Origin of the sequence: Paenibacillus sp. FSL K6-1318 (genome assembly GCF_037976905.1) — a bacterium.
Classification (GTDB): Bacteria; Bacillota; Bacilli; order Paenibacillales; family Paenibacillaceae; genus Paenibacillus; species Paenibacillus amylolyticus_A.
The window spans coordinates 1,457,168-1,473,268 of the sequence record NZ_CP150270.1 but is presented as its reverse complement, the minus strand read 5'-3'; the positions used below and the strand labels follow the sequence as shown (position 1 = coordinate 1,473,268).

Annotated in this window: 14 protein-coding genes; 1 reads left to right on the top strand and 13 read right to left on the bottom strand. The window is 45.0% G+C overall.

Annotation, left to right across the window (positions count from 1 at the left end; translation table 11 throughout):
- Positions 1-310 precede the first annotated feature (310 nt).
- Complete coding sequence (cls, locus tag NYE45_RS06350) at positions 311-1,750, bottom strand: cardiolipin synthase (RefSeq protein WP_340016069.1); 1,440 nt, start codon at positions 1,748-1,750, stop codon at positions 311-313.
- 375 nt (positions 1,751-2,125) lie between these two features.
- Between cls and NYE45_RS06345 the strand changes: the two genes are divergently transcribed.
- Positions 2,126-3,487, top strand: coding sequence for a hemolysin family protein (locus NYE45_RS06345; RefSeq protein WP_340016068.1), 1,362 nt, complete (start codon positions 2,126-2,128; stop codon positions 3,485-3,487).
- A gap of 89 nt (positions 3,488-3,576) precedes the next feature.
- Here NYE45_RS06345 and NYE45_RS06340 read toward each other — a convergent pair whose 3' ends face one another.
- From NYE45_RS06340 to NYE45_RS06285, 12 genes are all read right to left on the bottom strand, one after another.
- Positions 3,577-5,163, bottom strand: a complete 1,587-nt coding sequence (locus NYE45_RS06340; RefSeq protein ID WP_340016067.1) for a stalk domain-containing protein — start codon at positions 5,161-5,163, stop codon at positions 3,577-3,579.
- 48 nt (positions 5,164-5,211) lie between these two features.
- Positions 5,212-5,994: a DUF5808 domain-containing protein gene (locus tag NYE45_RS06335; RefSeq protein WP_340016066.1), complete on the bottom strand. Its 783-nt coding sequence runs from the start codon at positions 5,992-5,994 to the stop codon at positions 5,212-5,214.
- 339 nt (positions 5,995-6,333) lie between these two features.
- Positions 6,334-6,729, bottom strand: a complete 396-nt coding sequence (locus NYE45_RS06330; RefSeq protein ID WP_076331956.1) for a GntR family transcriptional regulator — start codon at positions 6,727-6,729, stop codon at positions 6,334-6,336.
- A gap of 218 nt (positions 6,730-6,947) precedes the next feature.
- Complete coding sequence (locus tag NYE45_RS06325; protein WP_082762678.1) at positions 6,948-8,021, bottom strand: AI-2E family transporter; 1,074 nt, start codon at positions 8,019-8,021, stop codon at positions 6,948-6,950.
- A 165-nt stretch (positions 8,022-8,186) separates the two neighbouring features.
- Entirely contained in the window at positions 8,187-8,978 is a 792-nt protein-coding gene (locus NYE45_RS06320; RefSeq protein WP_339168921.1) for a DUF2705 family protein, read from the bottom strand.
- Entirely contained in the window at positions 8,971-9,879 is a 909-nt protein-coding gene (locus tag NYE45_RS06315) for an ABC transporter ATP-binding protein (protein WP_062833055.1), read from the bottom strand. The genes NYE45_RS06320 and NYE45_RS06315 overlap by 8 nt, the downstream gene beginning before the upstream one ends.
- 32 nt (positions 9,880-9,911) lie before the next feature.
- Positions 9,912-10,163, bottom strand: coding sequence for a hypothetical protein (locus tag NYE45_RS06310; protein WP_139331896.1), 252 nt, complete (start codon positions 10,161-10,163; stop codon positions 9,912-9,914).
- 282 nt (positions 10,164-10,445) lie between these two features.
- On the bottom strand, positions 10,446-10,967 hold the full coding sequence (locus NYE45_RS06305) for a hypothetical protein (RefSeq protein WP_340016065.1): 522 nt from the start codon (positions 10,965-10,967) through the stop codon (positions 10,446-10,448).
- 85 nt (positions 10,968-11,052) lie between these two features.
- Positions 11,053-11,637 carry a VanZ family protein gene (locus NYE45_RS06300; RefSeq protein WP_340016064.1) on the bottom strand — a complete coding sequence of 195 codons (585 nt, stop codon included), beginning with the start codon at positions 11,635-11,637 and terminating at the stop codon, positions 11,053-11,055.
- A 10-nt stretch (positions 11,638-11,647) separates the two neighbouring features.
- Positions 11,648-13,789 (bottom strand): hypothetical protein, encoded by a 2,142-nt coding sequence (locus NYE45_RS06295; protein WP_340016063.1) that lies wholly within the window; start codon positions 13,787-13,789, stop codon positions 11,648-11,650.
- 39 nt (positions 13,790-13,828) lie between these two features.
- Complete coding sequence (locus tag NYE45_RS06290) at positions 13,829-14,749, bottom strand: LCP family protein (protein ID WP_062833050.1); 921 nt, start codon at positions 14,747-14,749, stop codon at positions 13,829-13,831.
- 13 nt (positions 14,750-14,762) lie between these two features.
- The gene (locus tag NYE45_RS06285; protein WP_062833049.1) at positions 14,763-16,094 is read right to left on the bottom strand and encodes a UDP-glucose/GDP-mannose dehydrogenase family protein; all 1,332 of its coding nucleotides are present in this window, start codon (positions 16,092-16,094) and stop codon (positions 14,763-14,765) included.
- Positions 16,095-16,101 lie beyond the last annotated feature (7 nt).

Genomic DNA, 16,101 nt, shown 5'->3' with positions numbered 1-16,101 from the left:
TAAATACTCCACGGGGGAACCTACATATAGAAGTGCGTGTTCACAAAGATCGATTCTATACGTACCCTGTCAGTACGAGCACAAGCATCTAAAGGCTATATGAAATGGATTCAAGATTGTCTTAATTCCGGTTTACACTTTCAAAAGAGAGCAAAAGGGAGCCTGTTTTCCCGCAGACTCCCCTCCTTCGCCAAGACATGATTTATATATCTATTATATCATAAAAGATCAAATTTGAGCAAAATACTTAGCAAAAAGAAGATAAATTCACAAAAAGTGAACTTATCTTCAGAAATCTGCCCTAAATCGGCTAAAGAAGCGGAGAAAGCATCCGAGAAAGCATTTCTGCGCCTTTTTGTCCTCTTGAACGCCCCTGAAAAACCTTTAGGTCGATCTTGCTGCATTCCTTGAGATCACGTTCAAAATCAGCAACCAATCGATGAATCGGGGAGGTCTCGAACAATACGGCCGTCATCTCGAAATTACAGAAAAAACTGCGCATGTCCATATTGGCCGTGCCTACCGTTGCAAGCAACTCATCCACAATCATCACTTTGGCATGTACAAAACCTTTGCGATATTGGAAGAACTGCACACCTGCTCGCAACAGCTCCTCCACGTATGAAAGTGACGCCAGATGAACAAGCTTGGAATCGGATTGATAAGGAATGATAATTTTCACATCGACCCCACTGACAGCAGCTGTTTTGAGTGCCTCGTACAGGGCAGGATCAGGGATAAAATAAGGTGTGGTAATGTAAATCCGGTCACAGGCTACCGAAATGGCGCCAAAACACATTTCCTGAATGGCATCCCAGTCCTGATCCGGCCCACTGGCCAGAATCTGAATTCGTTCTTCTCCGCTACAGATATGAGGTGGAAACAACTCCGCAAGCTGGGGTTCAGTAATTCGCTCACCCGAAGCCAATTTCCAGTCGTTCAGGAACGTACTTTGCAGGAAATACACGGCATCTCCCTCGATCTGTACATGTGTATCCCGCCAGAAACCGATCTCCGGATACTTCCCAAGATAATCATCACCTACATTAATGCCACCCACGAAGCCAACCTGTCCATCCACAACGACAATTTTGCGGTGATTCCGGTAGTTAACTCTTCGGTCAATCGTTGCAATTAGTGGCGGCAGAAAATAATGAAACTCCACACCTGCATCCTGCAGTTTGCGGATAAATCTCCAGCTCATCTTGTGACTGCCGAGACCGTCACAGATAAACCGAACCTTCACGCCCTCCTGTGCCTTGCGAATCATGACATCCTGAAACTTCGTACTGATCACATCGTCCCGGAAGATGTAAAACTCCACATGCAGATGATGCTTCGCCTTTTCCATCTCCTTCAACATTGCAGTGAATGCCTCTTCCCCGTTCGTGAGCACCGTGCTGTGATTACAACCTGTGATGGGGCTCTCCGACAGATGAGACAACAGGTTAAACAATCGATGCTGGTGGTTGTAACGATTGCCAGGCATCTGTTCAACATCTCCAATGATGTGGGCTTGTTCCCAGATCGTTTCCCTCATTTCCCGGAAGATCCGTGATCCACCTTTGCGAAGTTTTTTGCGTTTGTTATAGTCCTGGGCCACGAAATAGTACACCACAAAACCGACCAGCGGCACGCAGAACAAAATAAACAGCCAAGCCACAGCTTTGGCCGGATTCCGAAATTCCAGCAAAAGAATCGTGGCTGCCTGAAAAATAAATACGACTAATATAATGACCAGCCAAAACATTCGGCTTCCTCCTCAAGTGGCAAGCTTCATGACCTTGCCGTTCTCTCACTTACACAGCTTTGACGATTAAGCCTGCAGCTAATCATAGATACCCAATGTAGCCCCTGTTCGTAACGTTTGCTTAGATAAAACTTTACATAAGCACGTGGAGTACTTGATTCTGGTAATCCGAATTTCTGCGCATCGATTGTATATTCTGACTGTGTTACCTTCTACATATCAGAATTATCACGAAGCAGAACCGCATTGTGACGCCAATCTGCTCCGTTCCCCTTCCAGACTCTTCCTCTTTTCTTCATGAGAAGGTGGTCTTCTTACGTAAAATTAGATATAATACTCGTTAAAAACTTATTACCTAAAGGAGAAGAGCAGTGAATGGAAAGTGAGAGGTATGCGTTAAATTTAGTATTGGTTGCGTTTTTGATAGGACTTTCGGCGTTTTTTGTTGCAGTGGAGTTCGCGCTGGTACGGGTTCGTCCGAGCCGGATCGATCAAATGATTGCAGAAGGAAACAAGCGTGCGCTGGCTGTTAAACAGGCCGTTGCCAATCTGGACGGATATTTGTCCGCCTGCCAGCTTGGAATCACGATCACATCTCTGGGACTGGGCTGGCTGGGTGAACCAACGGTAGAGAAGATTCTCCACCCTGTGTTCGAAAGCATGCAAATTCCTGAGGCGGTTTCTTCATTCTTATCATTTGTTATCGCGTTTGCTTCCATCACGTATCTGCATGTTGTGGTTGGTGAACTCGCTCCAAAAACGATTGCAATCCGGAAAGCCGAGACTGTCGCACTGTTGACGTCTACACCTATCATCTGGTTTAACCGAATTATGTATCCTTTTATCTGGCTGTTAAACGGCTCAGCGAACCAACTGGTGAAACTGTTCGGAATCAAACCTGCTTCTGAACATGAAGATGCACACTCCGAAGAAGAGTTGCAGATCATTATTAATGAAAGCTTTGAAAGTGGTAAAATCAACCAAGCCGAGTTCGGTTATGTAAGCCGTATCTTTGCTTTTGATGAGATGTTAGCCAAAGAAATCATGGTACCCCGGACCGATATGGTCTGCCTTTATGTGAATAGAACGAACGAGGAAAACCTGGAGATCATTCGTGAAGAACAATATACCCGTTTTCCGGTAGTCAATGAGAGTAAAGACGATATCATCGGAATCATTAATACGAAGCAATTCTTCCTGGAGCTTTACGGAAACGATGAACCTGTCGATCTGTCCTCCCTGATTCAGCCTGTATCGGCTGTTCACGAAACAACTCCTGTGAAGGACTTGCTCAAGAAAATGCAGAAGGATGGCGTACATATCGCCGTACTAGTCGACGAATATGGCGGAACTTCCGGAATTGTAACCATTGAGGATGTGCTTGAGCAGATTGTTGGTGAGATCCGCGACGAGTTCGACGCAGACGAAGTGGAAGATATCCAAGTCATCAATGAGAACTATGTCATTATGGATGGCAAGGTTTCCTTATCAAAGGTGAACGACATGTTTATGTCCAGCCTGGATGCAGATGAGTGGGACACCATTGGTGGATGGCTCTACAGCCATCGTCCCGAGATGAACGAACAGGAAGAATATGAGTTCGAGAATCTAATCTTTGTTTTGCTGGAAAAAGACAAAAATCGGTTCTACAAAGTGGCCGTTGTTCCCAAGGAACCACTGACCATGTCTGATTACACCGATGAAGACGAAAAAGAGTCTCCTAATTTGGCTAAATAAAGCAACTTTATATACAATAAGAAGAGCACTTGCCTCTATTGGTAAGTGCTCTTCTTATTATTTCTCGCTCAATATGTCATTTTCCCATATTATTTTAATACCCACTTCGCAATATCATCAATAATGGCTTTGGAGACATTAGATGGCTGAGCGTACTCTTGACCAATGGAAAGTCCATCATAGCTGGATAACAGATGATTTACCTTTGGATAGCTGTTGTACGTTACATTGGAATGACCTTGAAGAGCCGATTTCCAGTTTTCGAATTGATTCATAGACACTTGCACATCATTTTCACCCTGTATAATAAGCATGGGGATATTTTGTGTTTTAGCCAGTTCCGCAGGTACATAATCTTTCTGCTCAAACCACCAATAAGCAGGTTGAAGTGGAAACGCTTCAGGAAGATGATCTTTAGAATATTTAGGATCTTTAACGATCGCAGCAGCATTTTTATAAAAATCAACTTGCCCTTGAATGATCTCCGTGTCTAAACCAAGCTGCTTCATCCGATCGACCAATTCGTCCTGCTGCTCGGTAAGCACATCCACAAAGCTACTACTTGGTGCAGCAAGTAGAATACTTCCTGCAATATCATGTTGTTTATCCTCAGCAAGGATTAACGGTAATGCAAACCCGCCTTGACTATGTCCAGCTACAAAAATCGCTGTAGAATCAATATGTGCATTCTTTTTTAGCAATTCCACTGCATCGGTTACCTGATCTACGCTCTCTTGTTTTAATGTGAATTTGGGCTGAGAAGCGACCTTATAGGTATGCTCATATGTGACCTTATCGTATCTTAATACAGCAACGCCTTGTGAAGCTAAACCTACCGCAAGATCGCGAAATGGCTTTGCACCACCAATAGCAGCATCTTGATTGCTAGGCCCAGATCCGTGTACCAGAATGACAACCGGGAAAGGCCCCTCTCCCTTGGGCAAAGTCAATGTCCCGGGCAAAGCCAAATCACCCTGCCCAACGGTAATAGCTTGCTCTGTATAAGCAGATGGATCGTCATAGCTTGGTTTTTGATAAACATCTGGCGTAGCGGCAGCAATATACAAGTCATCCACAAGTCCGTTATCATTCATTCTGACTGTAATATTTAAATGAGTAAGCGCTGTCTTAAAAGTGTAAGTGACATTGCGATGCACTGTGTTATTTTCTACGTGTTTAGCTGTGGCTTCACTTGTAATTTTGCCATTTTGTCCTTCTAAAGCTCCCCATAGCTGACTCAACAACGTGGGTGACAACACGCCACTCACAGAGGTATGAACATACTTGGCAGCCTCCTTGCCATCCCCCTCACTTATAAGTGAAATGAATATGTCCTCAGGTGCTGCCTTCAGCGTCTCCGTAAGAAATTCCCCATCCATAAAGGTAACTCCTTTCGTTAACTGAACAGGATTGTTTAAGGCTATGACTTGCCCGTTCACAATCGCCTGTTTCTCTCCTACCTTAACTACAATCGTAAGCTCATTTTTTCGTATTGTAATTTCACCTGATTTTTTCTGCCACGATACCTCTGCCCCATTCTTTTCTGCAATCTCACGAATAGGAACTAGATTTTCACTACCAGCGGGTTTCTCACCAGCTGCTGAGATGGCTGTCACCGGCAGGATGAGACATACGAAAGTAAGAGAAAGTAATAGCTTTTTCCAATGGTTCATCATAATAAATCCTCCTAATTCTTTTTATGATATGCATAGATCTATGAGCATTTATTGGCTCAGGACTATACTTATAACAACACTAGCAATGATGAATAACAACAGGACCCAAGACAGCGGACGAGCGAAGTTGATGGTCCAGCCTATTCCATAACGTTTTTCTACCGTAAAAGAAGGATCATTGGCATTGAAGTAAATGAAACCAAGCTTCCAATAATCATCGTCATTCACAGGCTGCTCCTTGGAACGTTCGCGATCTTCCTGATGATTCCGAATCTTCCCACCGCCTTGTCTGCCTGTAAGAGACAGCAATACAGCGCCTAACACGATCAATACAGGAATGATAAGGCTAATAGCAGTTAACAAGACCAGATTAGGGACGAACATATTGATCTGAATGAAGGCAAATAAAATGGTAAGAAGTAACCCCGTTATGATCGTAAATAGGGACCATTTACGGCGGAATTGAATATTTTCAGCAGCAAATTTGGCCGGATTAGACGTAGTAAGCTGTTGTTTGCTTGTTTTGATACTCCAGTTCACCAGCATCATAAGTGCAATGATTCCTAGCTGTACCAGATTAATAGCCAGTACCGAGAGGTAGGTTTTAGGCACACTGGAAGTGACATTGCCCTGAAAATCATATTTCATTGGAATGACGTTAGGTAATGCCTTATAATTCAGGATCGAAATGATCCCAATGGCTAGAATAATAGAAATATGAATGAGAAACCAATAGTTGGAATAGGTGAGCTTATTTTGGCGGAAGGTGGTATCGATTTTAACCCTTTGAGGTGCTTCTACAGTTGTAAGTGTTCCCTTTATTTTTTTCATTTTAAAATGAAATAAGAGGTGTAGTGCTGACCAGTACACAATGAATATCATTGTGCAAACACCGGTGATTATTGCGGTTGACTCATCATTAGCAGATCGAAGTAAATACAGACAGACAAGGATAACCATCCCGTTTCCGATCAGACTTACTGTAGCAAACGTACTGCGTAGCTTACGTAAGATGGGTGTGTGGTAATTATATTCACTTACCGTAACCCCAAAGCTAATGGTTTCCCTCGTCAAATAAGGTGTAAAGGATAGAAGTAAGGCTAATGGAGCAAAGATTAAGATGATAGGTAATATACTAAATAGTTGCATACATAACACTCCCTTGATTCTTTATTCTCTGTTGTGACCCATCTTTACATCATCATACATTTGGTCTAATACCGCAGTTAGCTCCTCTTTGGTCATTCCACGACATATCGCTTCGGCAATAATCGGTCTTAATTCGCTTTGCTGCTTTTTCAAAAAATCATCCGTTAATTCAGGCATTCCATCAGGGTTTACCACAACTCCCTTTTGTCTATGTACAAGAATGTATCCATCTTGCTTGAGTAGTGTATAAGCCTTGTTCACCGTGTGAAGGTTAACACCAATATCTGCTGCCAAATTCCGAACCGAAGGTAGCGCCTCACCTAGCTGTAACTCACCACTAGCAATGCCTTCGATAATTTGATAAACAAGTTGCGAATAGATGGGAAGTTCGGATTGCATATCCAGTTGAATAATCAAGGGTTCACCTTCTTTTGTTATCTGTTATATATCAAGTATAACAGATATAACATAAGTGAGCAATAAGGTTGAAAATAAAAAAAAGCCGCATATCCATCGCGAGGGCAAGTTACCTGACCCTTCACCATGGATATGCGGCTTATCCTGTTTAGCTTATCGATGTGATTCGTGAGCAAACATTAGTAGTGGCACATGACAGCGTTGTATTTCAATTTCATTTAAGTTTCAGTCTTATCTTCGACAATCCGGTAATGGATTCTGCGAACTATAATTTTCAGGATCATATATAGCGGAATAACGATGATCATACCCAAAATATTCCCCAGATCGGCACCTACGAGCAAAAGAATAACGGTAGTCAGTGGATGAATATCAAGCTGCTTGCCGTAGACGTAAGGTGAGATTAGGTTATCCTGAATTTGCTGTGCGATCACAATAATAACCAGGGACCAGATCGCCATCGAAGGTGATTCGATAAACGCGACAATGACGACCGGGATAGCCGCCAGCAAAGCCCCCACATAAGGGATAAAGTTCAGAATAATCGATACCACAGTTAGTAGCAACGCATAAGGTAAACCTAAGATGAGAAAACCGATGTACATCAGAATCCCCAGGGCTACATTAACGATAACCCGGCCAACGATATAGTTGCTTAGTGCTTCATCGATCTCATGGACGGTTTCTTCCCCATCCTTCCGATAATGTCTCGGCAACAATAAGGTGAGATTCGTTCCAAATTTGCTGCCTTCCTTAAGCATGTAATACAACATAATCGGAAACGTTGCCAGAATAATAACCAGATTGGATACCACAGAGAATAACCCGGAGACATAATCGGTTACCTGAGTGATCCCTTGGCTCAGAATATCGGAAAGTCGTGAGAATAGATTGGAATCATCAGGCAGATATCTGGAAACAAAATTACTCTTTTCAAGTGCATTCAACTGGTCGCTGAGGGAAGTAACCAACGCAGGAGCATTCTCCACAAAATTCATCAGTTGCTCTCTCAATGAAGGCCATACCAGCACACTGAAACCAGCAAGTATTAATGCAGTCACGACATAAATAATCAGAACTGACAATGCACGCTTGATCTTATGCCTTTCCATATAATCGACGAGCGGGCGCAGCAGATAATAGAAAAAACCAGCAATCAGCAGCGGAATGATGATGATGTGAATCAGTGAGGTCAGGGGGCTGAAAATAAAGTTCACTTTATCCCCCAGATACACGATGAGCAGCAGCAGAATAATCGCTGTGCAGATGCGGTAGAACTTGTTGTTTATCAAGAAACGTGATCCCTCCATGCGCTGCGTTGCCAAAGTGACTGCGGCGTTGATATGTATATCTAGTCATTTATAAGTACCCTTAAATGACAGTCATGCCACAGCCGATGCTGAATATACACTTTTTTCTTCCCAAAACAGCATTGGAGCAAAAAAAAGAAGCAGGCGTTAGCCTGCCACATCTCTTTTGCTGAATACAACCCAGGAAATCACCATGAAAATAACATAATACACTGCCAGGACTGCAATGGAGAAACCCAGTGTCATTCCTGCACTCGGACCACCCATAAGCGCAAACTCCGCCCCGGAAGTCATGTATTTGCTAAGATCCATGTTGTTAAATAAAACATACTTGGCCCACTCATAACGGTCCGGATTGAATATGAGTGAGAAGATACTTTGTGAGAACATAATGAACAGGGATAATCCAATCGCAAGTGCGCCTGAACGAAATACGGAGGACACCATGAAGGCAATCGCAAGCGTAATGAACAGATCGACGTACAAATATCCCCATAGCGTCAGAGCATTCGTAGCCGGACTACTGCTTCCTCCCGGAGCATCATGTGAGAAAAGGATATAAGACGTTAGCATGGCCATCGCGATGACCAGCAATGTACTGACAATACTGAAGCCAATGACGGTCAGGTATTTGGAAGCGAGAACTTTGCTTCGTGACCATGGACGGATCAGCAATAGCTTAATGGTTCCCCAGGTAAATTCACCTGCGACCGATTCCGCTGCAATCACAACACAGAAGATCGTGTTCAAGAAAAACGTAATCTGGATGGTCGTCACAGCCGCTTCCCAGTACAAAACTTCATTGGACCCCATGCCTTCTCGCAGTAACACTGGCATTAACAGCGAGATCAGCGCCAGGATCGATAACATGATCCAGGTACGGGGACGACGGAATATTTTCATATTTTCATTCAATATCAGATTACCGAAACTACCCAATGCCTCCACCCCCAGTGACTTGCAAGAATTGTTCTTCCAGGGTATGAGTCACGTTACGAATACCATATACCTGAAACCCTTCGCTAACCAGCTTGGCATTGATATCCGGAATCTGCTCGCGAGACACCCGTGCCACCAGGACATTGCCCTGTACAGTAGCACCCTGAATCAGATCCGCAGCGCGGTCTGCATCATTCAGCTCAAAAGCAACTTCAATCAATGCATCCGAACCTGCTTCAGCCCGAAGGTTTCTTACATCAATTAACTTGCCGTTCTGGATGATGGCTACGGTATCACACATCAGTTCCATCTCAGACAGCAAATGGCTGGATACGAAGACCGTAATGCCTTCCTCTTGGGTAAGCTGACGCAAATAATCTCTCAATTCCCGTATGCCCTGTGGGTCCAGACCATTGGTCGGCTCATCCAGTACAAGCAGCTTCGGTTTATGTAATATCGCTTGCGCGACACCCAGACGCTGGCGCATACCCAGTGAGTAGGTTTTGACTTTATCGTGGATACGGGCTGTGAGCCCCACTCGCTCAATCGTTTCCGCAATACGTTCTTTCGTAACTCCCGGCGACATGCGGGCAAAGTGAACGAGATTCTGGTATCCAGTCAGAAACTTGTACATCTCCGGATTTTCCACAATGGCTCCGACCTGCGCTACCGCCTGCTCAAACTCATTCTTCACACTGTGTCCCGAGATGAAAATATCACCTTTACTGATGGACATCAGTCCAACCATCATTCGAATCGTCGTTGTTTTTCCCGCGCCATTAGGTCCTAAAAAACCAAAAACCTGCCCCGGAGAAATATCCAGAGTCAGGTCGCTGACCAATGATCGGGAGGATATGATCTTGCTGACGCCCTGAATCCGGACGACCGGCTCCTGCTGCATTCAATCCCCTCCTTCATGGACGAGCATATAGGTCATGCCCGTTTCTCATATGCACATAGTGTATCATAATCTTTAGTATATTGTCCCGCAAACTGGGATTTCCCCTGACGTTTCACTTCAACTACACACGCTTCACAGCATCCAAGCGGCATTTCACTCCGGTAGAATCCGGTGCGAAATACGTGATTGCCTCCATAGCCCTCTTCCTTCATTTCGACAGAGCTTCTAGCGACCGACACAATCATCCCACAACTGACACAGTAAAAGCGGCCCGTTTCGATCAATGATATTCCTTCCCCTCACAAGGAGCTTAGAAGTCCCTGTTATTTGTCGTTAGACGCTGAAAATTGATACATTTTGTATCTACATCGTAATTTACTTGACACCGGGACTAATGTCAAGGCTTTACAGCCATAAAAACAGGTAAAATACAAAAAAAACTCCATAAATGCGACAAAAGTCTCGCATTTATGGAGCATCGTGTTAGGTAAATGATACAATTCGGTGCAACGTATGGGTGAATATCATTATGACTTAATTTCAGTCTTTTTGACAATGATGCTTAATTATTCACTGTTGTTATCCTGCGAGGCACCCTCATTCTTCTCATTCGGATAATACCAGAGTAAAGTCCACTCATCGCCATCCTCTACCAGATAACAGGTCTGCACAATATCGAATTGTCCAAAGGTACCTGAGTACTTCTGAGTAACTCTGATTTTGTAGGCTTCTGAGAATGGCTTCACACCATCCACCACTGTTACATCGAACTCGCGCTCCGGTTTCTCCATCTCCAGCTCAAAGGTTTCCACACCAAAATGCTGCATGAATATATGTGCTCTATTCTGTACGTAAGCACTCTTTGGAAACCGCTCTTTCATCAAGGGATGAAACAGTTCCCACGAACTGCCGAAGTCACCCGTCTGCTCATATTTGTAGAACTCTTCGGCAACAGCCGCAGCTTCATCCGGTGTATCTGCCCGAAACAAATACGGAATGGTTCTTCCGATCAACCATAGCAATATCATTATGATCGCTATGAACCCGATCTTCTTGAGCAAAGCATTCCTGTTCCTTCTTCGCAGCATGTCCAGTCCTCCTTGTCCTCCATCCATATTTATGATGGATGGTAGACAAGTAGAAGCTGAACGATGCATCTAATTTCCTGGGAAATCACTCGCTTTGAATGGAAGTACGCTTTCTCTTTCTGATCCTGCGGATCAGAAACTGAAGCCCGGCATATATAGCAATCCCACAGCAGCCACCGAGCAAGTCCACTCCAACATCACGTATCGAGCTTGTCCGGTCTGGGCTGAACTGCTGAATATACTCATCAATGGAGGCGATGATACACACCACAGCCAGAGCAGACACGATACAGGTCATGATGGATGTCCTCCTGTATCGCAGCCCGCCGTACACAAGCACGGCGAGCACAGCGTATACAAATAAGTGCGCACTCTTGCGAAAGATGAACTCTGCAAAATCGTACGGCCTCTGTTTCAGCGAATACTCATACTCCCCGTAGGTGAATTGCACATCTGGTAGCGTAAAACCGATTTGCAATTTTTGGGACCATTTATGAAGCCAAGGCTGAATGTCCTGCTGCTGAGAGGATTGTGTGGACATGGACCAGATGACCATAATCCAGATCACAATCAGCAGCAGAGCAATGAGAAATCCATACGTTCTTCGAACATGCTTTTGTCTCGTGCGCCCTGAACCCTCCTCCATCATATTATTCATCACCACTTTCATATCTCTTTCTTTATTCTAATGAACCAACATACATGCCTCTGCCATTCGTACCTACATATACCCGACCATAGATTTGCCGGTCTGCCGCCATAATTTGCGGTTCATTGCCCAGCCCAATTCCAGCACCTAAAGGACCTATATTGTTCCAGGTTGCCCCCATATCATCAGAACGAAAGAATCCATTCACGTTATTTACGGTGCCGTATACATAGACAGCTGGAACTAATTTACCTGGCTTCGCTTTACCAAAGGCAAATAATTTGGAATTCTGCACACCCTGGATCTTGGAAAATGTATTTCCCGAGTTCGTCGATGCATATAATCCATCGGTTCCCAGACTCACCCATACATTATTCGCCACACCAGGTGCAGCCTCGACTTTAATAAAGCTCGTATTGATATCCGTATTAATAGGAAGGCGAACCGCATTCGCTTTGGACCAGTTGGCTCCTGCATCCGTAGACCGATACAGATAACCGGCAGCATACATATAAAATTTATATCCATTGATGCGATCAGCAGCCAGTGGATGATTATAGGCGAAGACCATATTCCCCCCAATGGCTTGAAAAGGGGCACCATTCATATTTTGCCATGTTGCGCCACGGTCAGTGCTTCTGACCGGATTACCGGTCTGGGGGTAATAAACAATTACATTTGGATTGATGGCTGAATAGGCCACCCGCCCCAGTGTAGAGCCTGCCGGAACGTTTACCGGGGTTACTGTAACTCCGTTATTGGAAGAGACAAATAAGCGTGTGGTCGTACCATACCAGTCACTGCTTCCCAGAAATATCATGTAATTCGGATTTGCCTCATGATAGTCAATACTCACAATTTCTCGCATACCTGCGAGCGGGATTTTATTAAGAGGAACATCGTCTACATTGTTATGTCTAAATCCGACCTGATCCGTTAAACCACTAAAAAATGAAACACCCTGAGGTGGTGTGGATGCGGTGAGTGCGACAACTTCTTCATGACCATCGGTAATGGCTTCCCAAGTACTCGCAGTACTGCCAGTCAATCCATTGGTACCATTGATATTTTCCGTCTTGTACACGCCAAACCAGTCTGTAGCGTATACGGTGCCCGGGTTATGTGGATCAAACTTGATACTGGATGTCGCTGAGAAAAACATGTTGGGTGTCCACCAGGATGGTTTGGATACCAGCGTTTTGCTCACTGTTGTCCAACTCAGTCCGCCGTTTACCGAACGATACAGTGGCAGATTATCTCCGCCTGTTCGAACGGCTGCCAAGATATGATTATCGTTTTGGGGATCGATCGTGATCCCATAATAAGACGAGTAGCTGGAACTTGGCGTGATATTCGTCCACTGCACACCATTGAACTTGTAGACGCCCTGATTATCAGTGGTAACATACAACGTTCCGTTCTTTGCCACAGTCATACGCGCAGGATATTCAGGACTTCTCCCTGTAAGTTGCCAGGTGGTCTGCCCATTGCTTCTTGGTGCTTTGCTATACACACCAATGCCGCGAACCCCTGCATACACAACCTGGCCTTGCTTCGTTACGGGATTTAATCCATAGGCTACACTCCGTATACCCTCACCGGACAGCCCGCTCGGTACATCCCACACCTTGCTCCACGTTGCTGCACCGTCGCTGGAGGTGTACAATCCATCATATCGCGTACCGACATGCAAGTAATTGGAGTTCGTTGGATTAACAGCGATGTTCTCACCCATGGCTCGATGGATATTTCCATTTGATTCATTCCGAAGATTCAGTCCGGTTCGAATCCAGGTTTCTCCTCGGTCTGTAGATTTCAGAATATCGCTTGGTCCCACATTGCCGTACTTCCCAGCCGCGATATACACGACATTGGGGTTTTGCTGATCCAGCGCAATTCCATCCACGCCGTACAGATTGCTATCCTCATCTCCGAAATGATCAAGTAGTGGAATCCAATCTCCTGAAGCTGCATCCAACCGGTAGGCTCCTCCAACGTCAGTTCGAGCGTAAACCAGATCAGGCTCAGTCGGATGAATGACCACTCCCGTAACGTACCCCCCACCACCAATAGGTATATTTTTCCATTGATAGCTTTGAGCTGATTGAACATAGTTTGTACTTGCAGGTATCATGAGCATATACATTAGTAGCACAATCAGGGATAATTTCAATAGCCTGGAGATACGCATCTGGTTCACCGCCCTATCTGATCATTTTAAATGTTGTTCAATCATCTGATGTATCCTGTCTCGTTCCGATTGTTCCACGATATAGTAATACACTCCGTCTATTTTCTTGCCCGTGCCTTGAATCTCAACAGATTCGATATGATCCAGCACCGGCCGGTAATTGGAGAACATCTGCTTCATTTCATCAAAGGTAACGTCGGTTCTCACATGAGCACTGACTTCGTCCAGCAACGTCTCCAGTTGCAACACGTTGGATACCTGAACTGTATTTTTCAACACCTGTTTGATAATCTCCCGCTGACGGTCATTGCGTCCGAGATCTCCCTTCGGATCATCATAACGCATTCGCGAAAATCCCAATGCTGCTGCGCCATCCAAATGGATATTCCCCTGCTCGAACCGATAGCCCTCATAGTCAAAAGCAAACGGGTTATTCACATCCACACCACCCACCATGTCGATGACCTGTGCAAAACCCTCCATATTCACTTTCATGTAGTAGTGTATGGGAACATCGAGCAATTGTTCCACTGTTTGCACAGACATGTTAACGCCACCAAAGGCATAGGCATGGTTGATCTTATCCTCCGTGCCATGTCCCACAATACTTGTTCTGGTATCCCGGGGGATGTTGAACATAAGTACGGATTGTTTCGCAGGGTTAACACTCAATACAATCATGGTGTCGGAGCGCCCCCGATCATTGGAGCGTTCATCTACACCCAGGATCAAAGCATTGAAAGGTTCTTCATTCTCCATGTCCACAGGGAAATCGCCCCCGCCCCTCTGGTCTACAATGGATACCTGCTTGATGGGTTCCCGGGGTTCATACATTTGATCCGCCGCTGATTTGACATGCAGATACAGATACACCGAATATCCAATCATGACAACTGCAACAAGGGAAATGGCACCTAATGTTATTTTGATCCCGCGTCTCATGTTATGGCCTCCGTCAGATGACTGCCGTTTTTCTTCCATCGATATTGGTTAGACCCGGACGACCGACGGAGTAGTATTGAAAGGACGTGTCTTTGATCTGTTCTTCTCCGTAGATGTTTCTTCCATCAATGAGAATGGGTTGATTCATATGCGCTGCCAAATCAGTTAGATTAACCTCCATGAACTCTTTCCACTCGGTCAGGACACAGAGCGCATCAGCGCCTTCCGCCGCGTTCATGGCACGATCTTCCCACGTAATTGATGGGGAATCCACCTCTTTGCGGAAGTTCTCGGTCGCGATAGGATCATACGCCCGAATCACTGCTCCTTGCTCAAGCAAACGCTGTATAATCTCAATCGCCGGAGCATCACGAACATCATCGGTATCCGGCTTGAAGGCGAGTCCCCAGATCGCAATCTCCTTCCCTTCGAGTGAACCAAGTGCGTCTTCCAGTTTGCGAATGACGTTGAAGCGTTGATCCTTGTTCACTTCCACCACGGACTTCAGCAGTTTGAAGTCATAATCCACATTACCTGCAATTTGAATTAGAGCTTGTGTATCCTTGGGAAAGCAGGAACCTCCGTAACCAATGCCTGCCTTGAGAAAGGAAGCACCGATTCGTCTATCATATCCCATGCCTTCGGCAACGCGGCTGACATCTGCTCCTACTTTTTCACAGATGTTAGAGATTTCGTTGATAAACGAGATCTTGGTTGCCAGGAAAGCGTTGGATGCATATTTAATCATTTCGGCCGAGCGAATATCCGTAACAATAATCTGATCGGTTAATGGCTGATGCAGCTCTTTCAACGTGGCAACTGCCCGATCGCTATGTGTCCCAATGACTATCCGGTCAGGATACAGTGTGTCCTGCACAGCAGTGCCTTCCCGCAGGAACTCAGGTACCGATGCCATGTCGAACGGGTGACTCGTCAAACTACTGATCCATTCCTGAATGCGATCGTTCGTTCCGACAGGAACAGTGCTTTTAGTCATTATTATTTTATAATTATCCATATAAGAACCTATTTCTCGCGCGACAAGCTCAATAAAACTTAGATTCGCTTCGCCATTCGGTAAAGATGGTGTTCCGACAGCGATGATAATAATATCCGAACGACTGATGGCATCCTGAATGTTGGTGGTGAAGGACAGCCTTCCCGCTTTCATATTGGCATTCATGATGTCCTTGAGACCCGGTTCATAGATAGGTACGTGACCATCCGTCAACATATTCACTTTTTCAACATTGTTGTCGACACAGATCACGTTATTTCCCAGTTCCGAAAAACATACGCCCGATACCAAACCCACATAGCCTGTGCCAATCACCGTAATATTCATTCCATAA

Excerpts from the sequence above, each read along its gene's own strand:
- cls (WP_340016069.1), bottom strand. The coding sequence starts at position 1,750 with ATGTTTTGGCTGGTCATTATATTAGTCGTATTTATTTTTCAGGCAGCC.
- NYE45_RS06345 (WP_340016068.1), top strand. The coding sequence starts at position 2,126 with ATGGAAAGTGAGAGGTATGCGTTAAATTTAGTATTGGTTGCGTTTTTG.
- NYE45_RS06340 (WP_340016067.1), bottom strand. The coding sequence starts at position 5,163 with ATGATGAACCATTGGAAAAAGCTATTACTTTCTCTTACTTTCGTATGT.
- NYE45_RS06335 (WP_340016066.1), bottom strand. The coding sequence starts at position 5,994 with ATGAAAAAAATAAAGGGAACACTTACAACTGTAGAAGCACCTCAAAGG.
- NYE45_RS06315 (WP_062833055.1), bottom strand. The coding sequence starts at position 9,879 with ATGCAGCAGGAGCCGGTCGTCCGGATTCAGGGCGTCAGCAAGATCATA.
- NYE45_RS06305 (WP_340016065.1), bottom strand. The coding sequence starts at position 10,967 with ATGCTGCGAAGAAGGAACAGGAATGCTTTGCTCAAGAAGATCGGGTTC.
- NYE45_RS06300 (WP_340016064.1), bottom strand. The coding sequence starts at position 11,637 with ATGAAAGTGGTGATGAATAATATGATGGAGGAGGGTTCAGGGCGCACG.
- NYE45_RS06290 (WP_062833050.1), bottom strand. The coding sequence starts at position 14,749 with ATGAGACGCGGGATCAAAATAACATTAGGTGCCATTTCCCTTGTTGCA.
- NYE45_RS06285 (WP_062833049.1), bottom strand. The coding sequence starts at position 16,094 with ATGAATATTACGGTGATTGGCACAGGCTATGTGGGTTTGGTATCGGGC.